This is a genomic window from Nocardia sp. NPDC049935 (genome assembly GCF_055586645.1).
The window spans coordinates 1,248,237-1,272,778 of the sequence record NZ_JBVJHV010000001.1 but is presented as its reverse complement, the minus strand read 5'-3'; the positions used below and the strand labels follow the sequence as shown (position 1 = coordinate 1,272,778).

General features: G+C 71.7%; 23 protein-coding genes. 10 read left to right on the top strand and 13 right to left on the bottom strand.

Features of this window, described 5'->3' with window-relative positions; all coding sequences use genetic code 11:
* Positions 1 to 252: 252 nt before the first annotated feature.
* The 9 genes from ACZ6SF_RS05900 (at position 253) to ACZ6SF_RS05860 (ending at position 10,151) form a co-directional block, all read left to right on the top strand.
* A complete protein-coding gene (locus ACZ6SF_RS05900; RefSeq protein WP_466060834.1) occupies positions 253 to 798 on the top strand; it encodes an MSMEG_0572/Sll0783 family nitrogen starvation response protein in 546 nt (181 codons plus the stop codon).
* A 10-nt stretch (positions 799 to 808) separates the two neighbouring features.
* Positions 809 to 1,867, top strand: coding sequence for an MSMEG_0568 family radical SAM protein (locus ACZ6SF_RS05895; protein ID WP_466060833.1), 1,059 nt, complete (start codon positions 809 to 811; stop codon positions 1,865 to 1,867).
* Position 1,868: 1 nt separating this feature from the next.
* Entirely contained in the window at positions 1,869 to 3,338 is a 1,470-nt protein-coding gene (locus tag ACZ6SF_RS05890; RefSeq protein WP_466060832.1) for an MSMEG_0567/sll0787 family protein, read from the top strand.
* Positions 3,335 to 4,267, top strand: coding sequence for a carbon-nitrogen hydrolase family protein (locus ACZ6SF_RS05885; protein WP_466060831.1), 933 nt, complete (start codon positions 3,335 to 3,337; stop codon positions 4,265 to 4,267). The genes ACZ6SF_RS05890 and ACZ6SF_RS05885 overlap by 4 nt, the downstream gene beginning before the upstream one ends.
* Positions 4,264 to 5,532: an MSMEG_0569 family flavin-dependent oxidoreductase gene (locus ACZ6SF_RS05880; RefSeq protein ID WP_466060830.1), complete on the top strand. Its 1,269-nt coding sequence runs from the start codon at positions 4,264 to 4,266 to the stop codon at positions 5,530 to 5,532. The genes ACZ6SF_RS05885 and ACZ6SF_RS05880 overlap by 4 nt, the downstream gene beginning before the upstream one ends.
* An 11-nt stretch (positions 5,533 to 5,543) precedes the next feature.
* On the top strand, positions 5,544 to 6,395 hold the full coding sequence (locus tag ACZ6SF_RS05875) for a carbon-nitrogen hydrolase family protein (RefSeq protein ID WP_466060829.1): 852 nt from the start codon (positions 5,544 to 5,546) through the stop codon (positions 6,393 to 6,395).
* Positions 6,395 to 7,492 carry an MSMEG_0565 family glycosyltransferase gene (locus ACZ6SF_RS05870; protein ID WP_466060828.1) on the top strand — a complete coding sequence of 366 codons (1,098 nt, stop codon included), beginning with the start codon at positions 6,395 to 6,397 and terminating at the stop codon, positions 7,490 to 7,492. Before ACZ6SF_RS05875 ends, ACZ6SF_RS05870 begins: the two co-directional genes overlap by 1 nt.
* Before the next feature lie 74 nt (positions 7,493 to 7,566).
* Positions 7,567 to 8,763, top strand: a complete 1,197-nt coding sequence (locus tag ACZ6SF_RS05865; protein WP_466060827.1) for a CoA transferase — start codon at positions 7,567 to 7,569, stop codon at positions 8,761 to 8,763.
* On the top strand, positions 8,760 to 10,151 hold the full coding sequence (locus ACZ6SF_RS05860; protein WP_466060826.1) for an amidohydrolase family protein: 1,392 nt from the start codon (positions 8,760 to 8,762) through the stop codon (positions 10,149 to 10,151). The genes ACZ6SF_RS05865 and ACZ6SF_RS05860 overlap by 4 nt, the downstream gene beginning before the upstream one ends.
* A gap of 35 nt (positions 10,152 to 10,186) precedes the next feature.
* Here the strand turns inward: ACZ6SF_RS05860 and ACZ6SF_RS05855 are convergent, their stop codons facing one another.
* Complete coding sequence (locus ACZ6SF_RS05855; RefSeq protein ID WP_466061354.1) at positions 10,187 to 11,254, bottom strand: enoyl-CoA hydratase/isomerase family protein; 1,068 nt, start codon at positions 11,252 to 11,254, stop codon at positions 10,187 to 10,189.
* A 67-nt stretch (positions 11,255 to 11,321) separates the two neighbouring features.
* On the bottom strand, positions 11,322 to 12,629 hold the full coding sequence (locus ACZ6SF_RS05850) for an MFS transporter (RefSeq protein ID WP_466060825.1): 1,308 nt from the start codon (positions 12,627 to 12,629) through the stop codon (positions 11,322 to 11,324).
* Positions 12,630 to 12,752: 123 nt separating this feature from the next.
* On the opposite strand from ACZ6SF_RS05850, the gene ACZ6SF_RS05845 reads away from it, so the two are divergent.
* A complete protein-coding gene (locus tag ACZ6SF_RS05845) occupies positions 12,753 to 13,325 on the top strand; it encodes a CGNR zinc finger domain-containing protein (protein WP_466060824.1) in 573 nt (190 codons plus the stop codon).
* A 53-nt stretch (positions 13,326 to 13,378) separates the two neighbouring features.
* Here ACZ6SF_RS05845 and ACZ6SF_RS05840 read toward each other — a convergent pair whose 3' ends face one another.
* The 11 genes from ACZ6SF_RS05840 to ACZ6SF_RS05790 are packed head-to-tail and all read right to left on the bottom strand — an operon-like array spanning position 13,379 to position 24,539.
* The gene (locus ACZ6SF_RS05840; protein ID WP_466060823.1) at positions 13,379 to 14,929 is read right to left on the bottom strand and encodes an amino acid adenylation domain-containing protein; all 1,551 of its coding nucleotides are present in this window, start codon (positions 14,927 to 14,929) and stop codon (positions 13,379 to 13,381) included.
* Positions 14,930 to 14,956: 27 nt separating this feature from the next.
* Positions 14,957 to 15,889 carry a hypothetical protein gene (locus ACZ6SF_RS05835; protein WP_466060822.1) on the bottom strand — a complete coding sequence of 311 codons (933 nt, stop codon included), beginning with the start codon at positions 15,887 to 15,889 and terminating at the stop codon, positions 14,957 to 14,959.
* The gene (locus tag ACZ6SF_RS05830; RefSeq protein ID WP_466060821.1) at positions 15,886 to 16,512 is read right to left on the bottom strand and encodes a 4'-phosphopantetheinyl transferase superfamily protein; all 627 of its coding nucleotides are present in this window, start codon (positions 16,510 to 16,512) and stop codon (positions 15,886 to 15,888) included. The genes ACZ6SF_RS05835 and ACZ6SF_RS05830 overlap by 4 nt, the downstream gene beginning before the upstream one ends.
* The gene (locus ACZ6SF_RS05825; RefSeq protein WP_466060820.1) at positions 16,491 to 17,660 is read right to left on the bottom strand and encodes an acyl-CoA dehydrogenase family protein; all 1,170 of its coding nucleotides are present in this window, start codon (positions 17,658 to 17,660) and stop codon (positions 16,491 to 16,493) included. Before ACZ6SF_RS05825 ends, ACZ6SF_RS05830 begins: the two co-directional genes overlap by 22 nt.
* The gene (locus ACZ6SF_RS05820; protein ID WP_466060819.1) at positions 17,653 to 18,825 is read right to left on the bottom strand and encodes an acyl-CoA dehydrogenase family protein; all 1,173 of its coding nucleotides are present in this window, start codon (positions 18,823 to 18,825) and stop codon (positions 17,653 to 17,655) included. The genes ACZ6SF_RS05825 and ACZ6SF_RS05820 overlap by 8 nt, the downstream gene beginning before the upstream one ends.
* The gene (locus ACZ6SF_RS05815; protein WP_466060818.1) at positions 18,822 to 19,067 is read right to left on the bottom strand and encodes an acyl carrier protein; all 246 of its coding nucleotides are present in this window, start codon (positions 19,065 to 19,067) and stop codon (positions 18,822 to 18,824) included. Before ACZ6SF_RS05815 ends, ACZ6SF_RS05820 begins: the two co-directional genes overlap by 4 nt.
* Positions 19,068 to 19,072: 5 nt before the next feature.
* On the bottom strand, positions 19,073 to 20,335 hold the full coding sequence (locus tag ACZ6SF_RS05810) for a type III PLP-dependent enzyme domain-containing protein (RefSeq protein WP_466060817.1): 1,263 nt from the start codon (positions 20,333 to 20,335) through the stop codon (positions 19,073 to 19,075).
* Positions 20,325 to 21,809, bottom strand: coding sequence for a class I adenylate-forming enzyme family protein (locus ACZ6SF_RS05805; protein WP_466060816.1), 1,485 nt, complete (start codon positions 21,807 to 21,809; stop codon positions 20,325 to 20,327). Before ACZ6SF_RS05805 ends, ACZ6SF_RS05810 begins: the two co-directional genes overlap by 11 nt.
* Positions 21,806 to 22,903, bottom strand: a complete 1,098-nt coding sequence (locus tag ACZ6SF_RS05800) for an acyl carrier protein (protein ID WP_466060815.1) — start codon at positions 22,901 to 22,903, stop codon at positions 21,806 to 21,808. Before ACZ6SF_RS05800 ends, ACZ6SF_RS05805 begins: the two co-directional genes overlap by 4 nt.
* Positions 22,900 to 24,261 carry a TrpB-like pyridoxal phosphate-dependent enzyme gene (locus ACZ6SF_RS05795; RefSeq protein ID WP_466060814.1) on the bottom strand — a complete coding sequence of 454 codons (1,362 nt, stop codon included), beginning with the start codon at positions 24,259 to 24,261 and terminating at the stop codon, positions 22,900 to 22,902. The genes ACZ6SF_RS05800 and ACZ6SF_RS05795 overlap by 4 nt, the downstream gene beginning before the upstream one ends.
* Positions 24,258 to 24,539, bottom strand: coding sequence for an acyl carrier protein (locus ACZ6SF_RS05790; RefSeq protein WP_466060813.1), 282 nt, complete (start codon positions 24,537 to 24,539; stop codon positions 24,258 to 24,260). The genes ACZ6SF_RS05795 and ACZ6SF_RS05790 overlap by 4 nt, the downstream gene beginning before the upstream one ends.
* Positions 24,540 to 24,542 lie beyond the last annotated feature (3 nt).

Genomic DNA, 24,542 nt, shown 5'->3' with positions numbered 1-24,542 from the left:
ACAGCGCGCGGCAACCCACCTCGCCACGAAGGGCCCGATACCCGCATCAGTAGACCGGTTCATATTGGTGCCCAATACTTTTCGGCATTTCGATTCCGGTTCCACGCGATTAACAACCGGATATTCCGTCTTCTTCCGGACGTGACCAACCGGAAACGAACCGGGCGTCAACTTGATTCATCGGTGAACTGCCACCCGCGCAGCGACGGTCCCGTCACACCGAATCCAGCCGCCGTTCGCAGGAGTCGAATCATGTCCGCACCCGCCGAAACCACCGCCGATATCGATAAGGCCATCGCGGAGAACATCGCGAAATCACTGTCGGAGATCCCGCATCCGGCGCTGCCGAAGGGCACCGATATCTACGGATCCACCAAGATCTTCCCCGACTACCGGGCGGAGGCCGGCGAAACCTATTTCACCCTCGTCCACGGGATCGCGCACGAATCCTCGGTGAGCTTCGTCGCGGTCCTGCAGGCCACCCGGGCGCTGCGCAAGGGCTTCGAATCCGCGATCTACTTCTACGGTCCCGGCGCCATCAACTGCATCGCCAACCGCGGATTCCCCACCACCGGCGACAGCGGATTCCCCGGCGAGCAGAACATCAACGACGCGCTGGCCACCTTCATCGGGGAAGGCGGCACGGTATTCGCCTGCCGCTTCGGGCTGGCCCTGCACGGCGCCCGCGAGGAGGACCTCATCGAAGGCGTCGTCCCCGCGCATCCGCTCGACGTCCAGGACGCGCTGATCCACTACGCGCGCAAGGGCGCCATCATCAATTCCACCTATCAGGTGTAGGGCCGGCGCCATGACCGAGATATCCACCCGGGTAGATCTGGCCCTGCTCGGTATCCGCGTCGACGTACCGGTACGGCGCCGGGCCGGGGCGGGCCCCAGCGACGACGGCCATGTGCTGATCGACGGCGCCGGTGCGGCCGTACCCCTCCGCCCGGACAGCCCGTACACCCTGCGCGGCGACCGGCTCCTGTTCGAGGGCACCGATGTGGGTGTCTCGGTCGAACCCGTGCGGCGGCCCCGCTTCTACGATCTGCGCACCGCCGAGGGCGTCGCCTACGAGCAGATCGCGAGACTGCACGGCGCCGATGTCCTCGCCACCACCGTCGTGCAGACCTGCGTCCGGTACGCCGAGGACCAGCGCTGCCGGTTCTGCGCCATCGAGGCGTCGCTGGCCGCGGGCGATACGGTCGCGGTCAAACGGCCCGCGCAGCTGGCCGAGGTGGCCGCGGCGGCGGTCCGGCTCGACGGGGTACGGCAGATGGTGATGACCACCGGCACCTCCGCGGGCCGGGATCGCGGCGCCCGCCATCTGGCCCGGTGCGTCCGTGCGGTGAAACAGGCCGTGCCGGAGTTGCCCATCCAGGTGCAGTGCGAACCACCCGGCGATCCGGCGGTACTCGAAGAACTCCGGGCGGCGGGCGCCGATTCTCTCGGGATCCACGTCGAATCGCTCGACGACCGGGTACGCGCCCGCTGGATGCCGGGTAAGGCGACCGTCCCGCTGGCCGAGTACCGGGCCGCCTGGAAGGAGGCGGTGCGGATCTTCGGCCGCAACCAGGTGTCGACCTATCTGCTCGTGGGCCTCGGCGAGGATCCCGACGAACTGGTGGCGGGCGCCGAAGAACTCATCGCGCTCGGGGTGTACCCGTTCGTGGTGCCGTTCCGGCCGTTGCGCGGCACCCTGGCCGTGGAGGTCGACGGGGCACAGGCGCCACCCGCGCGGGTGCTCGACGAGGTGACCCGGCGGGTGGCGGCCGCCCTGCGGGCCGCGGGTATGGACGGGTCCGGGCAGAAGGCCGGATGCGCGGCGTGCGGGGCGTGCAGCGTCCTGCGGACCTCCGGAGGCTGAGATGACCGCGACCGCGACGGGAGCCGCCACGCCGCAGCACTCGTGGTGGGACGAACCGGCGCCGGCCACGACCGGTTCACCGGACTACTGCGTCCTGTCCGGGCACCCGTCCCCCGCGCCCCCACCGGGTGGTTTCCTGATCCGCCGCGCCGGCGCCGGGCAGCGCGCCGCCTACCGCGCCCTGCGGCGCGAGAACTTCGTGGTGGACCAGGGGCTCTTCGACGGCAGCGACGCCGACGATATCGACGACGATCCGCGCACCGTCGTCCTGGTCGCGGTCGCCGCGGACGGGACTGTACTGGGCGGGGTCCGGCTGGCCCCGGCCACCGCCGAGGATCTCGGCTGGTGGACCGGCAGCCGCCTGGTCGTGGCCTGCGGACGGCGAACCCGCGGGGTCGGGACGGCGCTGGTACGCGCGGCCTGCGCCTATGCCGAGGAACACAACGTGCTGCGCTTCGAGGCCACCGTCCAGCAACGGCACGCGGCGCTGTTCACCCACCTGGGCTGGCTCCCGCTGGACGCGACCACTCTCGGCGCCGCCCCCCATCTGCGGATGACCTGGCCGATCGATCGGATCGCCCGCCTCACCGAATCCACGAAAGCGCTACTGGGCCCACTGCTGGCACCGGCCGGGGCCGCACCGATGGGGCTCGGCGGCAGCGGTTTCCGGGGCGATGACGGCGCCCCGGTACCCGGCAGCGATCTCGTCGCCGCCTGCGACGCCGTCATCCCGTCGATGGTCGAACGCGATCCGGAATGGGCCGGTTGGTGTTCGGTGCTGGTGAACCTCAACGATCTGGCCGCCATGGGCGCGCACCCGGTGGGACTGCTCGACGCGGTCGCCGCGCCCACCCGCTCGCTGCTGGCCCGGATCCTGCGCGGTCTGGTCCGGGCGAGCGAGGTATGGGATGTGCCGGTCCTGGGCGGGCACACCCAGATCGCTCCGGCGGCGCTCGCGGTGACCGCGCTCGGACGCACCGCGCGCCCGGTCCCGGGCGGTGGCGGGCGGGCCGGCCACGAGATCCGTCTCACGGCCGATCTCGGCGGCGCCTGGCGGCCGGGATACCGCGGGCGGCAATGGGATTCGACGTCACAGCGCACCACCGCCGAGTTACACGCCCTCGGCCGGTTCGTCGCCGATACCGCGCCGGCCGCCGCCAAGGATGTCAGCATGGCGGGGATCGCCGGAACCGCCGGCATGCTGGCCGAGGCGTCCGGGACGGGCGTCGAACTGGAGGTGGCCCGCCTCCCCCGCCCCGCGGGCGCCGATCTCGCCGACTGGCTGACCTGTTTCCCGGGCTTCGCGATGCTCACCGCCGATCGTCCGGGTGCGCCGATCGCCCCGGCCGGTCCGGCCGACTCCGCCGTCTGCGGCGTCCTCACCTCCACCCCGGGTGTGCGGTTGCGCTGGCCGGACGGAACCATCACCACCGCGGTGCCCGGCACCGTCACCGGATTGGGACACTCATGACAGAACTCACCCTCGCCGTCGCCGCCGCCGAATTCGGCCGCGATATGGAGCAGTGCTATCGCACCATCGCCGATCTGATCGACCGGGCGCGCGCCCGGGGCGGCCGCCTGCTCGTCCTGCCGGAGGCCTGCCTCGGCGGCTATCTGCCCAGCCTCGGCGGCGGCGCCGAGAGCGAGGACGCCAAACAGCAGCGGCTGCGCAGTCTGCCGCCTGCCCTGCGGCTCGACGGGCCCGAACTGGCGCGCATCAGGGAACTCGCCGCGGATATGGTCGTCACCCTGGGCTTCTGTGAGGCCGATGGCGATACCCGCTACAACGCCGCGGTCACGCTGAACGGCGACGGCGTCCTCGGTTCCTATCGCAAAGTGCACCAGCCCCTCGGCGAAAACCTCTGCTACGCCGCGGGATCGGAGTATCGCGCCTTCGATACCCCGATCGGGCGGATGGGAATGCAGATCTGCTACGACAAGGCCTTCCCCGAGGCCGCCCGCGCCCTGGCACTGGACGGGGCCGAGATCATCACCTCGCTCTCGGCGTGGCCCACCGCCCGCACCGCCACCGCCGAACGCCTCGAGGACGATCGCTGGACCCAGCGTTTCGATATCTACGACCGGGCCCGCGCCGTGGAGAACCAGGTTGTCTGGATCGCGTCCAACCAGGCCGGTACCTTCGGTTCGCTGCGCTTCGTCTGCAGCGCCAAGATCGTCGGGCCGGGTGGGGAGATCCTGGCGACTACCGGCACCGAACCCGGACTCGCCTGCGCGCGGGTCGATATCGGGCAGGCGCTCGGCGCGGCCCGCGGCGGCGGGATGTACAACCTGCGTGACCGCCGGCCCGAGGTCTACGACCGCGTGGTCGCGCGCGCCGGGGTGGTCGGGCAGCCGGCCGGTCCCGTCCCGGCCGCGGCCGTCTCCGGAGCGAACTCATGACCCCGCGACCCGATCCGGCGGCGGTGGAGCACCACGACGTGGTGGTGATCGGCGCCGGTCAGGCCGGGCTGTCCATCAGCAGGCTGCTCACCGGCCGGGGAATCGACCACCTCGTCCTCGAACGCGACACCATCGCCCACGAATGGCGCGATTCCCGCTGGGACAACTTCACCCTGGTCACCCCGAACTGGCAGTGCGTACTGCCCGGATACCCCTACACCGGACCGCGGCCGGACGGGTTCATGTCCCGCGACGAGGTCTACGCCTGGGTGCGCGGCTACGCCGACACCTTCGCCGCGCCGGTGCGCGAACACGTGACGGTCACCGCCGTCACCGCCGCCCGCGGCGGCGGATTCGATCTCGGCACCACCGGCGGACCGCTGCACGCCGGTCAGGTCGTGGTCGCGGCCGGCGGCTATCACACACCGGTCGTCCCCCGGTTCGCCGAACGCCTGCCGGCCTCGATCCACCAGCTGCACTCCGCGCGGTACCGCAGTGCCGGCGATCTTCCCGATGGCGCCGTACTCGTTGTGGGGACCGGGCAGTCCGGCGCCCAGATCGCCGAGGATCTGCATCTGGCCGGACGGACCGTACATCTGTCGGTGGGCAGCGCCCCGCGGGTCGCCCGCTTCTATCGCGGGCGCGATTGTGTGGCGTGGCTGCACGATATGGGTCATTACGATGTGCCCATCGAGAACCAGCCGGGTGGTCTGGGTAAGCGAGAGAACACGAACCACTATGTCACCGGGCGCGACGGCGGCCGCGATATCGACCTGCGCCGGTTCGCCCTGGAGGGCATGTCGCTCTACGGCCGGATGACCGACTGCGCCGACGGTGGGCTGCGGTTCGCCCCGACCCTGCGGTCGGCGCTGGATTCCGCCGACGCGGTGGCCGAGAGCATCAAGGATGCCATCGACGCGTATATCGCCCGGGAGGGTCTCGACGCGCCCGCCGAACCGCGCTACCGGCCGGTATGGGAACCCGGCCCCGAGTGCACGGTCCTCGATCCCGTGCGGCACGGCATCACCTCGGTGGTGTGGTCGGTCGGCTATCGCACCGATTACCGCTGGCTGCGGGCCGGGGTATTCGACGGCGAGGGTCATCCGTGCCATCACCGCGGGGTGACCGGCGTGCCCGGGCTCTATTTCCTCGGCCTGCCGTGGCTGCACACCTGGGGTTCGGGCCGGTTCGCCGCCATCGCCCGCGACGCGGAATATCTCGCGGACCGGATCGGTGTCGCCGCCCGTGAGACCGCCGCCGCCTGAGGGCGAAACCGATGGCCGTCACCAGAATCGCCGCCGTGGCCGCGCATTTCGGCGCGAATATCGCCCGCTCCCTGGACAAGATCACCGGAATCGTGGAACGGCTCGCCGAGGACGGCGTCGGCCTGCTGGTCCTGCCCGACGCGGCACTCGGCGGCTATATCGGCGATCTGCGCAATCCGGATCCGGCCACCGGACCCGAGGCCATCGATCCCGACGGCCCGGAAATCCGGCTGCTGTGCCGGATCGCCGGTGCCATGACCCTATGTGTCGGCTACGCCGAACACGCGGGCGACCTTCGGTACAACGCCGCGGTCTGCGTTTCCGGTGACGGAGTCCTGGGCCGGCACCGCAAGGTGCATCAACCGGCCGGGGAGCATCTGGCCTATGCCGCCGGAGACCGGTTCGCCGCCTTCGATACCCCGGTGGGCCGGATCGGGATGCTCATCGACTACGACAAGACCTTCCCGGAATCGGCACGCACACTCGCCCTCGACGGGGCCCGCACGATCGCCGCCCTGTCGGCGTGGCCCGCGAGCGTCACCGATCGCGCCTCCCGGATGCCCAACGACCGCCAGGCCCGCCTGTTCGATCTCTACGATCAGGCGCGCGCGGCCGAGAACCAGGTCGTGCTCGCCTCCTCCAACCAGACCGGTATCACCGGCACGCTGCGTTTCCTCGGGCAGGCCAAGATCGTCGGGCCGGGTGGGGAGATCCTGGCCAAGACCTGGTCCAAGGGCGGTCTGGCGGTGACCGATATCGATATCGACGCCGAGGTGGACCGGGCCCGCCGGGTGCTGCGTCATCTGGCGGAGCGCCGGGTCCGGGCCTACCCGAACCTGCTCACCGAAAAGGGCGGCCCCTGATGCGAATCGCACTGCTGACCTATTCCACGAAACCGCGCGGCGGTGTGGTGCACACCCTCAATCTCGCCGAAGCACTGGCCCGGCTGGGCGGCGAGGTCACCGTGTGGACGCTGGGCCGCGGCGGCGATCCGGGCTTCTTCCGCCCCGTCGATCCGGCGGTGCGGCTGCGCGTGGTCCCGTTCCCGGATGTGGCCGGCGAGGCCGTCGGCGCCCGTATCCTGCGCTCGATAGCGGTCCTGCGGGAGGCATTCACGCCCGGCGCCTACGATATCGTGCACGCCCAGGACTGCATCAGCGCCAACGCCGCCGGCCGGTGTCTGCGGACCGTGCACCACCTCGATACGTTCACCACGCCCGAACTGGCCCGCTGCCACGACCGCGCGATCACCGAACCCTACGGCCATATCTGCGTCTCGGCGGCGGTGGCCGGCGAGATCCGGGCCGGATGGGGGTTGCGGCCCACCGTGATACCGAACGGGGTCGAGTACCGGCGTTTCGCCGACACGGCATCCGCCGCGCGCGCCGGCTGGCGGAGGCGCCTGGGCCACTACATACTCGCCCTGGGCGGGATCGAACCGCGCAAGGGCAGTATCGACCTCCTCGACGCCTACGCCGGTCTCCGGCGGCGGCACCCGGCGGTGCGCCTCGTCTTCGCCGGTGGGGAAACCCTGTTCGACTATCGCGACTACCGGGCCCGCTTCGAGACCCGCGCCGCCGCACTCGGGATCCGCCCGGTCGTCCTCGGCACCGTCGCACATCCGGCGCTACCCGCCCTGATGGCCGGTGCGGCCGCGGTCCCGTTCTTCTCCACCAAGGAGGGTTTCGGGCTGGCCGCCATGGAGGCGCTGGCCGCGGGGGTTCCCGTGGTGGCACGGGATCTGCCCGTCCTGCGTGAGGTCTTCGATACGGCCGTCCGCTACGCCGCTACACCGGAGGAGATGGCCCGCGGCCTGGCCGAGGCGCTGTGTCCCGATCCGCGGCGGGCCGCCCGCGGCAGGGCGCTCGCCGCCCGGTTCGATTGGGAGCGCGCGGCGCGGGCGCACTGGGAGTTCTACGAGAGACATCCCGTCCGGGGTGCCGCGGTCGCGATGCGGTGACCCCGGTATCCGGAACCGCCCTCGGCGGTCTGTTTCCCCTGCATACGGAGATTTGCCCGGTGTAGGCTCACGCCGTGTCCACAGTCTCGGCCGAACCCTCGTCGCGCATCCGCGACTGGGCCGAGAGCGGAGTTCCCGCACTCACCGGGCTCCCCGGCGGACCGGCCCTCATCCCTCCCGGCACGGCGGCATCCGCCGCCCGGCGCTACACCGACCGTATCGCCGCGGTGACCGGCGGGCGGGTCCGGCTCGACGGCGCCCGGCTGCTCGGCGAGCGGACCGCCTACACCGGATTCCGCCGCGGCGGCACGATCTCCGCGGGCGGGCACTGCCGCCTGCTGCCCACCGCGGACGGCTGGGCGGCGGTCAGTTGCGCACGCCCCGACGATCCGGTGTTGCTGAGCGCCCTCGTCTCCCGCGACCTCGTGGCGGATCCGTGGCCCGGCGTCGCGGACTGGTTGCGCGACCACACCGGCGCGGAACTCGCCGAACGCGCCGGGTTGCTGGGCCTGGCCGCGGGCCCGATCGCGCCGGGAGCGGCCACCGCGCCGCCGGAGCCCGCCGAACCCAGGCGGGTCGCGGGATTACGGGTGGTCGACTTCAGCGCGCTGTGGGCGGGTCCGCTCTGCGCCCATATCCTGGGCCTGGCCGGCGCACGCGTGATCAAGGTGGAGACGCCCACCCGCCCCGACGGCGCCCGCCGCGGCGATCCGGACTTCTACCGCCTGCTGCACGGCGGTCACGAATCCGTCGTCCTGGACCCCGGCGACCCCGCACAGCGCCGGGCGTTGCACCGGCTCGTGGCGTCCGCCGATATCGTGCTCGAGGCCTCGCGCCCGCGGGCCCTGGCCGGTTTCGGCCTGGACGCGCGGGAGTTCACCGAGTCCGGGATCACCTGGATATCGCTCACGGCACACGGGCGTGCATCGAACCGGATCGGATTCGGTGACGATATCGCCGCCACCGCGGGCCTGGTCGCCCGGACCGCGGACGGCACACCGGTTTTCGCGGGCGATGCGATCGCCGACCCGCTGACCGGATTGGCGGCGGCCGCGATCGCGATGTCGGCGGACGCCGGCGGTGCGGGCCGGCTCTGGGATATCGCCATGTCCGCGGTCGTGGCCGCGACCCTCGAACCGGATTCGCCCACTGTGCTCGCGGACGAATCGCGCCTCGTCGCGCCGTCCCGGCGCGCACCCGCCGGCCCCGCACCCGACAGCGGGCGCGATACCGCCGCCGTACTCGGCGAACTGGGTGTACGGCTCGGATGAACGACCTGCTGATCCGGAACGCGGAGGTCGGCGGCCGGCCCCGGACCGATGTGCTGGTGCGTGACGGTGCGATCGCCGCGCTCGGATCCGGCCTGCCGGCCACCGGGATCGCCGTACTCGACGCGGCCGGCGGGGCCCTGCTCCCCGGGCTGCACGACCATCACCTGCATCTGCACGCCTTGGCGGCGGATTCGGCTTCCGTGCGGTGCGGTCCACCGCGGGTGCGCGGCGCCGCCGAGTTGGCCCGGGCTCTCGCCGCGGCACCCGGCGACGGGTGGATCCGCGGCACCGGATACGTCGAAACCGTGGCCGGGCTGCTGGATTCGACCGGTCTGGACGCACTCTGTTCCGGCCGCCCGGTCCGGATCCAGCACCGCAGCGGCGCGCTGTGGATTCTCAACTCCGCGGCGGCCCGGCTCGTCGGCCTGGACGCCGCCACCGAACCGGGTGTGGAACGCGATACCGGCGGCCGTGCCACCGGGCGGCTGTGGCGCGCCGACACCTGGTTGCGGTCGCGGTTGCCGGAGGTCGGGCCGCCCGATCTCACCGCGATCGGCGCCCGCCTGGCCCGCTACGGGATCACCGGAATCACCGACGCCACACCCGATCTGACCGATACCTCGCTCGCCGCGCTCGTTCACGCGGCGGCGTCGGGTGCGGTACCGCAGCGGCTGAACCTCCTGGGTGTCCCGCTGGACCGCGGCTGCGGCCCGGTGGTGACGGCCGGCGCCTACAAGATCGTGCTCGCCGACTCCGGCCTGCCCGATATCGACACCCTGGCCGCCACGGTCCGCCGAGCGCACGAGGCCGGACGCGCGGTCGCCGTGCACTGCGTCAGCCGGGAGGCGCTGCTCATCCTGCTCGCGGTCTTCGCCGGCACGGGGACGGTACCGGGCGACCGGATCGAGCACGGCGCGATCATCCCGGCCGAATCGGTCGGCGCGCTGCGTGATCTCGGGCTCACCGTCGTCACCCAGCCCGGTTTCCTCACCGACCGGGGCGACGACTATCTCCACCGCGTCGAACGCGCGGATCTGCCCGACCTGTACCGTTGCCGGAGCCTGACGGCGGCGGGAGTCGGCCTGGCCCTGTCCAGCGACGCCCCGTACGGCCCGGCCGACCCGTGGCAGATCATCGCGGCGGCCGTCACCCGCCGGGCGCCCGGCGGCACGGTGATCGGCGGGGGTGAGACCCTCCGCGCCCGGGACGCGCTCGGCCGCTATCTGGCTCCGCTGCCCGACCCGGGCGGGCCGGAGCGGGTGGTCGCACCGGGCGCCGCCGCCGATCTGGTGCTGCTGGACCGGCCGGTCGCGGCGATACTGCGGGAACCGGCCGCCGACGCGGTGCGGGCGACCCTCATCGACGGACACGTGGTGTTCGACCGCTGACTCGATCGGCCACGGCGCGTGCGCGGACACGGGTTTCACTGCCCGCCGGGCGGCTCCGCGATCTCGTCGACCAGGCCCCACGCGAGGGCACGGTCCGCCCGTAGCGCGACTCCGGTGACGAACAGATGCAGGGCCCGCCAGCGGCCGATCCGGCGCGGCAGGCTCACCGTCCCGCCCGCTCCGGGAATCAGTCCCATCGCGACCTCGGGCAGCCTGAACACCGTGTCCGGCGCCGCGACCACCCGGCCGGCGAGTGCGGAGATCTCGATTCCCGCCCCGACACAATGCCCGTGCAACCGCGCTTCGGTGTGTGCCGCGATCCGGGCCAGCAACCGGGCCGCGCCGCCCCGGGTGCGGATCAGATGCGCGGTCGCGATATCGGGGGTGTGGCCGAACTCGTCGAGATCGCCGCCCGCGCAGAACGACGGGCCGGCGCCGTCCAGCACGATCCGAGTGAAGCCCGCATCGGCCACGGCCACCCGCAACGCGTCGACCAGGGCGTCACGCAGCGCGGTGCCGTAGGCGTTGCGCCGTTCCGGGCGGTTCAGCGTGATCCGCAGCGTCGCCCCCGCGGCGTCCAGCAGAACCGGATCCGTGACCGGCGGAGGCGGTAGCGGGCGGCCGAGCAGACGCCGCTCGGTGAGCCACGCCGCGAATTCCGCGCCGCCCTGCAACGTGGAATACGCCAGCGATTCCACATCGATCGCCGCGGGGATCGGCAGATCCGCCGAGGCCCGCAGCACCTGCGCCGCGATATGCGACGCCTGCGGACTGTGCCGCACACCGGCCAGGAACTCCTCGACCGCGCGTTCCACCTCGTCGCAGCCGACCACCGCCCGGTCCGCAGGGTCGGGCCCGGCGGCGTAGGTGAGGTCCAGAGCCGCGGTGAGCGGGGCCAGTTCGGGACGGATCGGCGCCGAGCCGATCCCCACCACGAGGCCACCCAGATCGGGTACCCGGGCCGCCGCGGCCGCCGCGGTGGGCCCGTCGGCGCCGTCCAGGTCGACCAGGGTCACGGGTTCCAGCAGGGAGGTGGCGTCCAGTACCGCCACCGGGCTCCCGCCGCCGGCCACCTCCGCCGCGGTGCGGGTGCGCACCTCGATATCCAAGTCTGCCCTCCTGACCTGTGGCTAGAAAGGTAGCAGGGCGGGTGCCGGGCCGGCCGCGACCTCAGTTCGCTTCGCTCTCCGCGATCTGCCGTTCCTTCGCGACGTCGACGGCGGCCAGCACCTCGGGTGTCACGGTCCGCAGGAACGGTACGACGGCGAGCAGCACCGCCGCGGCGAACACCGAGAAGGCGGCCTGCATACCGACGAACTCGGCCAGCACGCCGACCACGCCCGCGCCGATCGGCATGGCGCCCCAGCTGAACAACCGGGCCACCGCGCTGTAGCGGCCCATCAGTTCCGGCGGCACCAGGTACTGGGCGATGGTGCGGGCATTGATGGCCCACAGCGTGCCGCCCATACCGCCGAGGAAGGCGCCCGCCGCGACGATCCACATATCGGTGGTGACGACCGGCGCCGCCACCATCGCGAAGGTGCCCACCAGATCGGCGAACAGCGCCCAGCGCCGGCCGATCAGCCGGTTCACCGTGGTCACCGTGAGCGCACCGACCAGGCCGCCGATCCCGAGCGCGCTGAGGACGATCCCCCATTCGCTCGGGCCGAGGCCCATGACGGTGGTGGCCAGCAGCGGCATCAGCGCCAGCCAGGCTCCCCAGCACAGGCACAGCACCGTGAGCACCAGCGCCATCAGCCGCAGTAGCCGCTCGCGCCAGAGAAAGCGCAATCCGTCGCGGATCTGCCCGCTCACGCTCTGCCGCGCCGCGCCCGCGTCGCGGACCACCCGGAACCGGCCGGCCAGCAGTACCAGGATCGCGGTGGCGGCGATGTAGCCGGCCGCCGTGGCGCCCAGGGCGAACGCGGTGCCGGCGGCCACGAGCAGACCACCGACGAACGGACCGCAGAACTCGTTGCACACGGTCTCGGCCCCGGTGACCCAGGCGTTGGCGCGTTCCCGCCACCGCGGCCCGACCGCGGCCGGCGTCAAAGCCATCGCGGAGGTGAGCGCGATGACCTCCGCGATCCCGAGCACCGCGCCGCACAGATACAGCAGCGGCAGATTCACGGCGTCGGCGGCGCAGGTGCCGAGCAGGACTCCCAGCGCCGCCAGGCGCAGGGCGTTGGCCACCCACAGCAGCCGGCGCCGGTCGAAGCGGTCGACGAGGACACCGATCGGCAACGCGGTGAGCAACCACGGCAGCGTCAGAGTGAGTGAGACGGCGGTGACCTGCGCGGGCGATGCGGTCAGGGTGGTCGCCAGCAACGGTAGCGCGATCTTGGTGACACCGTCGGCCAGATTCGTCACCGCGGTGAAGAGCACCAGGACGACCGTGTTCCGGACGCTGGTATCGGCGGCCGCCGGGCCTGCGCCGGCGGACGTCTGCCGCTTCCGCGCCGTGAGCTGGTCGGTCATAACACCTCCCGGTAACTGGCAAAGCCGGATAGCTGGTTGGTCTGATTCGGCATACTATCGGGTTTTTCCTGAAGAATTAACCGGTGAAATGGTCTGTCCGGTTGTGATACGAGGAGGTGGCACATGACCGAACCGTCCGCACACGCCGAACTCGTCATGGCATTCGCCAATACGGTGGATCTCGAGGAGGGCACCGATGCGCTGGCCTCGGCGGCCGGGCTCGCACAGTGGCTGACCGCGGCGGCGCTGACAGCCACACCGCCCCGTATCTCCGATCGCGAGCACGCGCAGTGCCTCCGGCTGCGGGCCGGCATCCGCGAAGTACTGGCCGCCGAGGGCCGGCGCCTCCCTGTGCTCGCCGATGCCGATGCCGTACTGCGCGATATCCCGCTGTTGGTCTCCACTGCCGCTCTGCCCCGCTCCGGTCCGGCCCGATCCGGTCCCGCGCTCGTGGACAGCGTCCTGCAGCCGGACCCCGCGCTGTCTCCGGCGCGCGCGGCACTGGGCGCCGTCACCGCGGCGCTGGCGACCGTGCTGATCACCGGCGAGGCGGTCCGGGTCAAACAGTGCCCGATGTCGGAATGCGGCTGGGTCTTCTGGGACGGTTCCAAGAACCGCAGCCGCCGGTGGTGTTCGATGCGGGTCTGCGGCAATCGCGCGAAGGCACGTGGTTTCGCGGCACGCCGGCGGGTCTGAGCAGCCCACGGCGCTCCACGGCGGCGGCACGGCGGGGCGGTGCATCGCATACCTCAGCGCCGCTGCGCCGCGGCGAAGGTTTCGCCCAATTTCCTGCGATCGATCTTGCCGTTCTGGTTCAGCGGCAGCAGATCGAACACCGCCACCGTCCGGGGCACCATATAGGCGGGCAGCCGGGCGCTCAGCGCCGCGCGCAGGGCGTCCTCGCCTTCCGGTTCGCCGGTACAGGCCGCCGCGAGTTCCACATCGCCGTCCCGGCCCGGCACCGCCACCACCACGGCGTCGGCCACCCCGGGTTGTTCGCGCAGGACGGCTTCGATCTCACCCGGCTCGACCCGGTATCCCCGCACCTTCACCTGATGGTCCACCCGGCCCAGATGCACCAGCTGTCCGTCGTGGTAGGCGACGCGGTCTCCGGTCCGGTACCACTGCGCGTCGGTGAGCGGTCCGGTGCCGTCGTAGCCGGTGGCGGCACCGTCGGTGACCGTGACGAAGCGATCGATATCGTTGTCCGGGTCCACGTATCCCGGAAACCGCTGCGGTCCCCGCAGGCACAACTCGCCGTCGTCGGCGCCGCGCCCGTCCTCGCCGAGGATCAGGTGTTCCAGATGTGGATACGGGGTCCCGATCGGGACGGTCCCGTTGGCCGGACGCACCCACCGGGCGGGGTCCTCGGGCAGCCGGTACTCGGTGCACGTCACCGTCATCTCGGTCGGACCGTAGATGTTCTCCAGTACCGAGTTCGGGGCGGCCCGCCGCCACGCCTCGGCCTGCTGCAGGGTCAGCGGTTCACCGCAGAACAGGCTCCAGCGCAGGGCCGGCATCACACCGGGGCGCAGGGCACGCAGGCGCGAGGCCAGTGAGATGACCGACGGTACCGAGTTCCAGTGGGTGATGCCGTACCGGTTCACGAACCGGACCGGTGTGAGGACGTCGTTGCGGGTCGGCACCACCAGGGTCGCGCCCGATCCCCACGCGGTGAACATATCGTAGACCGACGGATCGAAGGTGGGATCGAAGGTCTGCGACAGCCGCGCGCCCGGCCCGACCTCGTACCGGGGGATGACATGCCGCAGGTAGGCACCGATATTGCTGTGCCGCACCCGGACTCCCTTGGGCACGCCGGTGGAGCCGGAGGTGAACAGGATATAGGCGATATCGCCCGGCCCCGCCGTGGCCGCGGGCAGCTCGGTCCCGGCCGTGCCGGCTGCCCGGTCGAGCTCCGGATCCCCCAGCCGGAGCACCGGCACCGGCAGACCGGCGGGTGCGCCGGGGTCGGTGACGACCAGGTCCAGTTCCGCCGCCGTCGCGATCGCGGCGTTGCGGTCGAGCGGGAAGGCCGGGTTCAGCGGCACCACGGTGGCGCCGAGCCGCTGCACCGCGAGATATCCGGCGTAGGCCAGCGCGGTACGCGCCGCCAGCAGGCCGACCCGCGCCGGTACCGCACCACGGTGGTGCCGGATCATCGCGGCGGCGATACCGGCCGCGAGATCGTCGAGTTCGCGGTAGCTGTACCGGCGGTCGCCGATCTGCAGGGCCGTATGGTCGCCGAAGCCGGCCACCGACGCCGCGAACCAGTCGTACATCGTGGGTTTGTCGTTCATCGGTTGTTCCTTTCGGCGGGGCCGCCGCTAGCGGCCCACCCGGGCGGGCGGATCCGCGGTGACCGAGACCAGGTGTTCGAAGGATCTGCGCACCAGGCCCGGCCGGGGCCGTCCGCGGCGGGCCGAATCGAGCGCGAAACGCAGCGAACGCGGGAGCTCGCCCCACGCGTCGTAGGCGGTGCGCAGCAGATCCGGTGGCTGCGCGTCACGTTCGGCCAGCAGTGCGAGCCGGAAGCGCTGATGCCGGCTCACCGCCCAGACGTCCTCGATATGGGCGGCCAGCGCCGCGGTGTCGGTGGCGAGCGTGTCGCAGATCAGGCTCAGGGCCTCGACCCCGCCGGTAAACCGCCGCTCGGCGCACGGCACACCGGCGCCGGGCGTCGCCGGGTTCCGGACGAGCCAGCGGTAGTGGCCGTCCGGCGGCAACACCGTCGGCTCCCCCAGCGCGAACGTATCCCGATTGCGGATCGCCAGGGACGGGGCCGGAACCGGCGCCATGGCGGCCCGCAGTTGCGCATCGGTCAGGTGGCCCCGGTAGGCGTGTTGTTCACCGTGCGGCATCAGGGCGGCGAAATGATCGACGACCAGCCAGCAGCCGGCACGGTACCCGCGCAGCAGGATCCAGTGCGGAGTATTCGTCTCGCCCGGCGCCCACGGCAGTCCGGCGGTGTTCGCCACGGCCAGGACGCGTCCGTGGACCTCGAGTTCGGCACGGAGCGCGGCCGCGCATTCCGGCCAGCCCGCGGCGCCGTGATAGCCGAGGGCGCCACCCCGGTCGTCCACATCGACCCGGTGGTGATGCGAGAAGACCAGTGCCGCCCCGGGATCGGCGACGACCGCCGGCCGGATGGCCTGCGCGAGCGTCCAGGCGGCGTCGCGGTTCTCGTCATCGAGGTAGGCGACGAGGTTGGCGGTGTAGCAGCTCAATTCCGGGGCGCCGCTGTACCAGGTCGTGCTCATGGTGAGTTCTCCTCTCGGAGGGGCCCGTAGGCGCAACTGAGGGGGATATCGGATTGCTCGCGCAGACTCACCCACCGGTAGGCGCCCCAGACTCCGGAGCCGGTGCCCGGCGAGATACCGATCCGCCACGGAACCCCGCCGATACCCGCGCCGGAGGCCTTCACACAGGCCTCCTGGGCGGTCCAGACCCAGGCGAGTTCTACGGCGGCCTCCGCATCGGACAGTCGCGCGAGCCGGTCGCCCCGCAGGCAGCGGCGCAGTAACCGGCGGTCCGGATCCGCGTGCGGGCACTGCACATCCACACCCGCGGCGCGTCCGGCGGCCACGAAAGCCGCCACGACGCCGCCGTCGTGGGACACGCTGATCCCCAGATCGTGCCGGGCGGCCAGGGCGGGTTTGCCGTTCGGGCCGGGCAGCACCGGGGCATCCGCGGCGGCGGGGCGCACCGCGCGCAGCGTCGCACGTAACAGCACGCGGCCGGCGAGGAATTCCCGCACCCGCCAGGGCGCCATCCCGGCCGCCGCGGCGCGGTCGGCGGGGTGCGGGCGGGTGGCCGGGACGAGATCACCGGTGGCCAACCACATTCCGGTACCGATCTCGGTTATCGCGGGTCGCCGGTCCACAGTTCCGTATCCAGTTCCGCCAGCAGGGCGGCCGCGTCATCGGCAACGGCCGCCAGGACGAGTTCGGTGGTGCCACCGCCGATTCCGAATACCGCGGCCTGAGCGCGCAACCGCTGCGCCCCGGCCGCCGCGAACCCCTCGGCGCCCTGCAGTTGGGCGCAGCCCGCGAGCACTTCTTCCACCGCCGGGCCCACCGCCGCCTTCAGCAGCGCGGCCGCCCGGGTATCGCGTCCGGCCGCGATCCGGCCGGCGAGCGACTGTACGAGCGCGTCGAGTTCCCGGGTCCGCACCAGACCGGAGGCGAAACGCTGGCGTACGGCGCCGAGGTCCCACAGGGTGCCGTCGCCGTGGGGCCGGTCCGCGAGCCACCGATAGGTGTCACGCAGGGTCCGGCGGCACAACGCGACCGCCCACAGCGCACCCGCGAGCCGTTCGGTGCCGATATGGCGCGCGAAGGTCGCCAGACCGTGCCCGGTGCGTCCGACCAGATATTCGCGGCCCAGTGCCACGTCGGCCATTTCGAGGTGGCCGACACCGGCTCCGGCGAACAGTTCGGAATCCGCGGGATATGCGGTGACACCGCGCGCCGCGGCGGGCACCAGCACCCAGGTGAAATCGGTGAAATGCCGTCCCGCGCGGTGCCGGGCCAGTACCAGGAGGTATTCGGCCGGCGTCGCGTTGGTGATCCAGCGTTTGCGGCCGCCGACCACGATCGAATCCTGTCCGATCCGGACCTCGGTCTCTAGCGCGGTCAGATCGGAACCGGCGCCCGCGTCGGTCGCGGCGAGCGCGACCGACGTGCGACCGGCCAGCGCCTCGGACAGGACGGCGGCGGCGCGTTCACCGCCCCCGGCGAGAACGGGCAGCGCGGTGGCGAGCTGGACGCATACCGACAGTGTCGCCCCCACGGTGAACCGGTCGTCGATCGCGCGCAGGACCGCGGCGAGACGGCCCGGGTCCACACCGGAGGCGACATCACGGTCCCGGTACACGGCCCCGATCGCCCCGGCCCGTCCCAGTGCGGACCAGACGGCTGTGCCGGGTGCGTCCGCCGGCAGAGCCGCGAGGCCGGACGCGACCGATTCGGAAAAGATCCCGCCGTCCGGTTTTTCGAGCACCGCCGCCGGGCCCGGGCCACGCTCAGACAAATCGCACCTCCGGGTCGAGGAGCGCCAAGCGGCCGTCGGCGAGGTGCAGCCGGTCGTTGGAATAGTTCAACGCCGCCGAGCGCAGATCCCGCAGCGCCAATTCCAGGCGGGTCTCGGAATCCTTGAGGTACCCGTGCCGCAGGCCCACGGCGTCGACGAGATCGTCCACGGCCGCGTAGCACTGCTGCGAGGCGGTGATCTTGAGGGCGTTCAGGAGCAACTGCACCCGCGGCGCGGACAGATCACCGGACACCAGCACGGTCTCCTGGGTGCGGCGCAGCAGCGCGTGCACCGTGTCCAGCCGCTGGCGGGCGGAGGACAGCCGGGTCAGCAGCAGTTCCGAGCCGAGATCGAACCTCGACCGGTTCCGGCGGTCGCGAAACAGCCCCAGCACCCGCGACAGCGCACCCGCCGCCGTGCCCAGCCAGGCCGCCGACCAGCCCAGATGTGCCATCGGTGCGAAAACCGAGGTGGAGATATCGGCGAACGCGCCCGGCTCCCCGACGAGCTGATGGGCGGGTACCCGGCCGGCCAGGCTGCGCGGCACGCTGTGACTGGCGCGCATTCCCATCGGCTGCCAGTCACCCGAGCCGCCGACCTCCAGTTGTGCGCGGTCGGCGTACACCAGCGACACCCGGTTCGGGGAATCGGCGTCGGCGCTGCGCATCGTGATGAGGAAGCCGTCGGCATGCGCCCCGCCGGTGACGATCGGAGCGAACCGATCGATATCGAGCAGGCCGCCGGTCGCCCGCAGCGCCGATTCCGCGCTGAGCAGATGACCGCCCTTACCCGCCTCGGTGGTCACCGAGGCCACATACACCTCACCGGCGCCGATCCGTTCGAGCAATGGCCCGCGCAGCGGATCGCCCGCGAAACGCACCAGCGCCGCGACCTGCTGGCAGTGCATGGTGAAGATCATCGCCACCGACATGTCCGCGCGGCCCAGCCGGATTCCGGCGTCGATCATCTCGGTGAGGGTGCCGCCCAGACCGCCGTACTCGGCGGGTACCAGCAATCCGAGCATCCGGGTGCGGCGCATCGCCTCGAGCGCCTCGACGGGGAAGGCGGCCTCGCGGTCGGTGCGCGCCACATGCTCTTCGGCGATCCCCGCGACCTCGTCGGCCCGCTCGGCGATCGACGCGGCCGACAGTGCCGGGGCGCTCATGCCACCGCTCCCGATATCTGCGCCGAGATCGCCTGCCACAGGCTGCCTGCGGTGGCGAAGGTGGCATCGTTGAGTTCGTCGTCGGGCAGGGTGATCCCGTAGACGTCCTCGATCGCGAACAGCAATTCGATGGATTGCATGGAGTCCAGTCCCAGATCACGCAGATGGGAATCGGCGGTGATCTCCCGATCGCCGGCGAATTTCAGGAACGGGGTGAGCAGGCCGGTGAATCGCGAATCCATGACGGTCAGTCCTCTCTGCGGGTGCGGATCAGCTCCAGCCGGGAGGGCTGGGGCGGCCGCTCGGGGTGATCGGAGTCCACGATCACCTCGGCGGGAATCGGGTGGCCGAGAAAGGCCAGCAGGCTCGCGTAGAGCCCGTAGGCGCCGACATTGGGGACGGCGAGCAGATCACCGGGCGCCACCGGCGGCAGCGAGGCCGTGCGTGCCCACATGTCCAGCGGTGTGCACAGCGGCCCCGTGATCATGGCCTCGATCGGCGGGGCGTCCCCGGAATCTCCCGGGACCGCCAGGTGTGGGCGCAGCGGCGGCAGCCGGCGCATCCCGGACATGCCGCCGAGATGATTGATCCCGGATTCCAGTACCACCACATGCCGGCCGTGCGACTGTTTGACATCGAGCACCGCGGTCAGCAGAGTTCCGGCCGAGCCCACCAGATAGCGTCCGGTCTCGAACGCGATCTCCGGGCGCGGATCCGGTAGTTCGGCGTCGAGCAACTGCTCGAGTTCGGCGCGCAACCCGTGCAGCGGCACCGGATCTCCACGGGTGGCGAACGGGGCGCCGAATCCGCCGCCGAGGTCGAATATCTCGATCTCGGCGCCGTGGGCGCCGAGCGCCTCGGTCAGGCGTACGGCGGTGCGGACCGACGCGGTGAACTGGTCGGCGAGGTCGCGCACCTTCATCAGATTCGTGCCCATGTACAGGTGGAATCCGCACACTCCGACATTCGGCCGGCCCGCGAAGCGCTCCGGTGCGTCCAGAACCTGCCCTGCATCCACCCCGAACTGGGAGGCGACACCGGTCATCGCCAGCCCCTGACCGGCCGCGGGCCTGTCGTCGTTGATCCGTAACAGGCACCGCGCCCGCACCCCGGACGCACCGGCCAGCGCGTCGAGCTGGTCGAGACCGGCCGCCGAATCGACGGAGAACTCGCGGACGCCGAGGCGCAGGGCGCGGGCCAGATCGGTATCGCGTTTACCGGGCCCGGTGTAGAGCACCTGCGCGGCGGGCCAGCCGGCCTCCAGCGCCGCGTCGAGCTCACCGGGCGAGCACACCTCCGGAAGCGCGCCGCCGGCACGCAGTTCGCGGAGCAGGGCGGGATGGGGATTCGCCTTCAGCGAGTAGTACAGCAGCGCGCCGCCGGGCAGGGCCGCGCGCAGGCTGGCGTGATTGGCGCGCACCTCGGCCAGGTCGTAGACATAGGCCGGGGTGCGGGTGCCGCCCAAACGGTCGGCGAGGTCTCCCGGGCTCCGGACGGTCTCATGCACCACGATCGGCCTCCGCGACGAGGGCGGCCAGGGCGGTCCGGTCGACCTTCCCGTTGCCGGTGAGCGCCAGCCGGTCGACGACCAGGCAGCGGCGCGGGATCTTGTACTCCTCGATCTCCGCGCGCATCGCGTCGAGCATCCGCTGCGGCGTGGTGTCGGCGACGACCATCAGCACCGCCGGGCCGTCCGCGCCCGGTGGCAGGACGGCCGCCGACTGCACACCGGATACCCGCCGGGCGGCGGCCTCGACCTCCGTCGCGCTGACCCGGAAGCCGCGCTCCTTGTAGAGGTCGTCGCGCCGGCCGTCGAAGTAGAGGTGGCCGTCAACGCCGACTCGTCCGTAGTCACCGGTCCGCAGTTCCGGGAGCACACCGTCACGACGCGGGAAACGCCGCGCGGTGAGTTCGGGACGCCGCCAGTACCCCGACATCACATTGGGGCCGCGCACGACGATCTCGCCGATTTCGCCCGGGGGCAGCCGGGTTCCGTCGTCGTCCACCGTGAAGACCTCGGTGCCGGGTAACGCCACGCCCGAGGTGCCGGGATGTTCGAGATCGGTGTCCGGTGCGGCGATGGTGGCGCGTTTGCATTCGGTGAGGCCGAACATCAGTTGCACGCGCAGGCCCGGAATCGCCTCGCGCAGCGCCGACAACACCTGCGGAGAGATGGCCGCACCGGTATTGGTCAGCAACCGCAGGGCCGGTGCGGGGCGGGGGCGCCGGGCGAGCAGCCGCGCCAGCGCCTCGGCCACGGCGGGAACCGCGGGCAGCACCGTCGCGCCGGATTCGACGAGATGGGCCACCAGCCGCGGCCCGACCTCGGCCGCGGCTCCCAGCCAGATGTGCGCGCCGGAGATCGCGCCGAGGAACAGCTGATACAGCCCGTAGTCGAACGACATCGGCAGCGGGCAGTACACGATATCGCCTGAGCGGTAGCGCAGAACCGACTGGATGGCGCCGGCGGAGAACAACACCTGATCATGGGTGCCGACAACGGCTTTCGGTGCGGAGGTGGTGCCGGAGGTATAGACGAACAGGACCGGGTCCACGCCCAGCGGCGCGGGGAACACAGCGGTATCGGGGCCGGTGTAGGCGTGGGCTTCCAGCTCCGCCGTGGTGACCACGTCGATACCGCGTTGCCGCGCCGGGGCGGGCAGTTCATCGGTGACCACCAGGACCGGTTCGCAATCGTCGAGCACATGCTCGAGGGCGCGCGCATTGGTCTGCTCGTGCAGGACACACACCACCGCGCCCAGGCGTGACACCGCGTAGACCAGCACCGGCTGCAGCAGGCTCGCGGCGGTGGCGACCACCACCCGCTGTCCGCGGCGCACGCCCAGCGTGTCGAGCCGGCCGGCGAGCCGCCTGCTCGCCGCGGCGAGCTCACCGGTGTCCAGGGTCCGGCCCCCGCAGGTCACCGCGGGCCGCCCGGGCCACTGCCGGGCAGCGCTGTCGGCCAGATCATGCAGCGCTGTCACGACAGTCCTCCTTCCCCCGTGGCCGCGACGGGTGCGCGGCGGATGATCCGGCAGAGATCGTCGACCCGGTGCAGGTTCTCCGGAATCAGATCGGCGGGATCGATATCGGCCGCGAGTTCGGACTCCAGCCGCTCGATGATCTCCACCAGCCGGAAGGAACTGAACCGGGGCACAGCGGAGAACTCCAGTCCCGCGAGCAACGGGTCCGCGCCGACCTCGAGCACCGATCCCACCAGCGCGGCCACCGAGCGCCGCAGGTCCGCGTCGACGGGGGCGCCGAATATCGCCCGGTCGGCTTCCAGTAGCTCCCCCAGCCGGGTCAGGACCCCGGGCGGTTCGGCCCGGCCCCGGGCGACCCGGCGGGAGGCGAGATACGTCTGCTCCACCACCGAATCCCACCGGCCCAGATGGGCCTCCAGCTCCGGGTGCGGCGCTGTTCCCGTGCGCGCCCGGAATGCCGCGTGCAGCCGCCGGGAGCGGGCCAGCAGCCAGGTTTCCAGGGTGAGCCCGTCGTAGGCGGCGGCCCGGTCGGGGTGCGATTCGTAGGCGCCGAGATACTCGGCCACGGCGCCGAATTCCGTTGTCACGACGGGGTCCGCGACACCGGCCGGTTCGAAGGACAGCACCTCGGCCGTGACGCAGGTCAGCCCGTCCGGCGGGAAATCGAAGTGGCCGGGTACGGCCTCGCCCCACGGCGTCCGGTTGGCGTACGCGTCCACCACCCTGCCGTCGGAGGTGAGCAGGAAGCTGTGCTCCAGGTGGCGCTGCCGGTAGTAGGGCACCCACGGCATATCGAACGCGTCAGCGCGGACGTAGACCGGCCGGTCCGCGCGAACAGCCTGCGCGAGATCCGATCCGGGTACGGTCCGGCGATCCCCGAGCGCGAGCCCGAGCAGAACGCCCGCGTCGGCGACCTGATCGTCGAAGACCGGCTCGACGGTGGGCAGTCCGCCGCGGGCGATCCGCGGCCGGAAGCGCAGCGGGGCGCCCAGTGCGAGATGTGTTCCGGGCCCGTGGTGGTGGTCGGCCAGGACCGCCAGATTGGCCTGGACGCAATCCAGCAGCTCGGCGTGGATCCCGGTCGGCGCCGTCATCGTGTTCTCCCCGCGCCGAGCAGTTCCCCGGACCCGACGCGGTGCAGTCCGGCCACCGCCGCCGACAATGCGCGGCCCTCCGGTTCCGCGTCGCTCAGCTCGCCGTCCAGCAACTGCTGATAGGCGGCGAGATCCAGATACCCGTGTCCGCTCACGCAGACCAGCACCCCGCGCTCGGAGCGCAGTCCGGCATCGTCGCCCGCGGTGGCGAGCTTCGCCGCGGCCGCCAGCGCGTGCCCGGATTCGGGCGCGGGCAGCACCGCCTCGTGCACGGTGAGCTGCCGTCCGGCCTCCAGCGCCTCGACCTGGCCCACCGCCGTCGCCGCGATCAGGCCCGCGTTCCGCATCGCCGAAACCACCTTGGCGGCGGCGTGGAACCGCAGCCCGGCCGAATGCGAATCCGGGATCACGTAGTCGCTGCCGATGGTGTACATGGCCTCCAGCGGTCCGGTGCCGGTGGCGTCGGTGCGGTCGTAGGCGTACACGCCCCGGGTCAGTTTCGGTGTCGTACTCGATTCGGCCGCGACCAGCAGCGGCGCCGGTGTGCCGGTCGCCACCGCTTCGGCGTGGAAGGGCAGCGCGATACCGCCGAAGTTCGAACCCGCCCCGACACAGCCCACGACCGTGTCGATCGTCGCGTCGCGGGCCGCGAGCTGCTGCTGGGCCTCCAGCCCGATCACCGACTGGTGCAGGATGCTGTAGGTCTCGCCGCTGCCGATCGCGAAGGCGGCGCCGGCCTTCTCCCGGGCGTATTCGACCGCCTCGCCGATGGCCAGCGCCAGGCTGTTGCCCGCCGACCCGTCGTGGGCCGCGCCCACGGATGTCAACTCGGTCGGGCTGGACTGCACCTCGGCGCCCAGCATCCGCATCAGCACACCGCGATAGGGTTTGCGGCGCAGGCTGGATCCGACCATGAACACCGTGCAGCGCAACCCGAACAGGGCGCAGGCGGCGGCCAGGGCCGTTCCCCACTGCCCGGCCCCGGTTCCCGTCACCAGTTCCCGGACCCCGGCGCGCGCGTAGTAGTGGGCCTGCGCCAGTGCCGTGTTCAGTTTGTGGCTGCCCGAGATGTTGCCGCCCTCGTACTTCACATAGACCGGGACCCGCGCCCCGATCGCCCGCTCGAAGCCGGTGGCCCGCCACAGCGGCGTCGGCCGGAAGCTGCGGTAGGCCTCGGCCACCGGTTCGGGGATGGGCCAGAATTCCTTGGCCGAACCGCTCTGGCGGACCAGTTCCATCGGCAGATTCGCCTGTACGCCGTCGGTGGCGGCCACCTCCGGGCTGCGGTCGGGCGGAAGCGGCCCGTCCAGGTGGGGCAGGACGCTGCGCCAGGTCTCGGGGATCTCGATACCGCTCATCGCTGCTCCTGTGCGGCGGCGACGACGATATCCACCAGATCGCGCACGGTCCGGAACCGGCGGCCGACGAACAGATCGTCGGACAGCGTCATATCCAGTTCGTCTTCCAGGCGCATGAGCATGCCGACGAAACCCAGCGAGTTGACCTTGAGCAGGTTGCCGCTGAGGGGTTCGTCCTCGGTGATCCGGTCGGTGGGCACCGAGATCCGGGATTCGGCGATCACCATTCTCTTGACCGCTTCGGCGACCGCGGCGCGGTCGAGTGCGACTGTGGACATTGA

Bases quoted from the DNA above. Each gene is read 5' to 3' on its own strand.
- ACZ6SF_RS05900 (WP_466060834.1), top strand. From the start codon at position 253: ATGTCCGCACCCGCCGAAACCACCGCCGATATCGATAAGGCCATCGCG.
- ACZ6SF_RS05895 (WP_466060833.1), top strand. From the start codon at position 809: ATGACCGAGATATCCACCCGGGTAGATCTGGCCCTGCTCGGTATCCGC.
- ACZ6SF_RS05890 (WP_466060832.1), top strand. From the start codon at position 1,869: ATGACCGCGACCGCGACGGGAGCCGCCACGCCGCAGCACTCGTGGTGG.
- ACZ6SF_RS05885 (WP_466060831.1), top strand. From the start codon at position 3,335: ATGACAGAACTCACCCTCGCCGTCGCCGCCGCCGAATTCGGCCGCGAT.
- ACZ6SF_RS05880 (WP_466060830.1), top strand. From the start codon at position 4,264: ATGACCCCGCGACCCGATCCGGCGGCGGTGGAGCACCACGACGTGGTG.
- ACZ6SF_RS05875 (WP_466060829.1), top strand. From the start codon at position 5,544: ATGGCCGTCACCAGAATCGCCGCCGTGGCCGCGCATTTCGGCGCGAAT.
- ACZ6SF_RS05870 (WP_466060828.1), top strand. From the start codon at position 6,395: ATGCGAATCGCACTGCTGACCTATTCCACGAAACCGCGCGGCGGTGTG.
- ACZ6SF_RS05860 (WP_466060826.1), top strand. From the start codon at position 8,760: ATGAACGACCTGCTGATCCGGAACGCGGAGGTCGGCGGCCGGCCCCGG.
- ACZ6SF_RS05850 (WP_466060825.1), bottom strand. From the start codon at position 12,629: ATGACCGACCAGCTCACGGCGCGGAAGCGGCAGACGTCCGCCGGCGCA.
- ACZ6SF_RS05845 (WP_466060824.1), top strand. From the start codon at position 12,753: ATGACCGAACCGTCCGCACACGCCGAACTCGTCATGGCATTCGCCAAT.
- ACZ6SF_RS05840 (WP_466060823.1), bottom strand. From the start codon at position 14,929: ATGAACGACAAACCCACGATGTACGACTGGTTCGCGGCGTCGGTGGCC.
- ACZ6SF_RS05835 (WP_466060822.1), bottom strand. From the start codon at position 15,889: ATGAGCACGACCTGGTACAGCGGCGCCCCGGAATTGAGCTGCTACACC.
- ACZ6SF_RS05820 (WP_466060819.1), bottom strand. From the start codon at position 18,825: ATGAGCGCCCCGGCACTGTCGGCCGCGTCGATCGCCGAGCGGGCCGAC.
- ACZ6SF_RS05815 (WP_466060818.1), bottom strand. From the start codon at position 19,067: ATGGATTCGCGATTCACCGGCCTGCTCACCCCGTTCCTGAAATTCGCC.
- ACZ6SF_RS05800 (WP_466060815.1), bottom strand. From the start codon at position 22,903: ATGACGGCGCCGACCGGGATCCACGCCGAGCTGCTGGATTGCGTCCAG.
- ACZ6SF_RS05795 (WP_466060814.1), bottom strand. From the start codon at position 24,261: ATGAGCGGTATCGAGATCCCCGAGACCTGGCGCAGCGTCCTGCCCCAC.
- ACZ6SF_RS05790 (WP_466060813.1), bottom strand. From the start codon at position 24,539: ATGTCCACAGTCGCACTCGACCGCGCCGCGGTCGCCGAAGCGGTCAAG.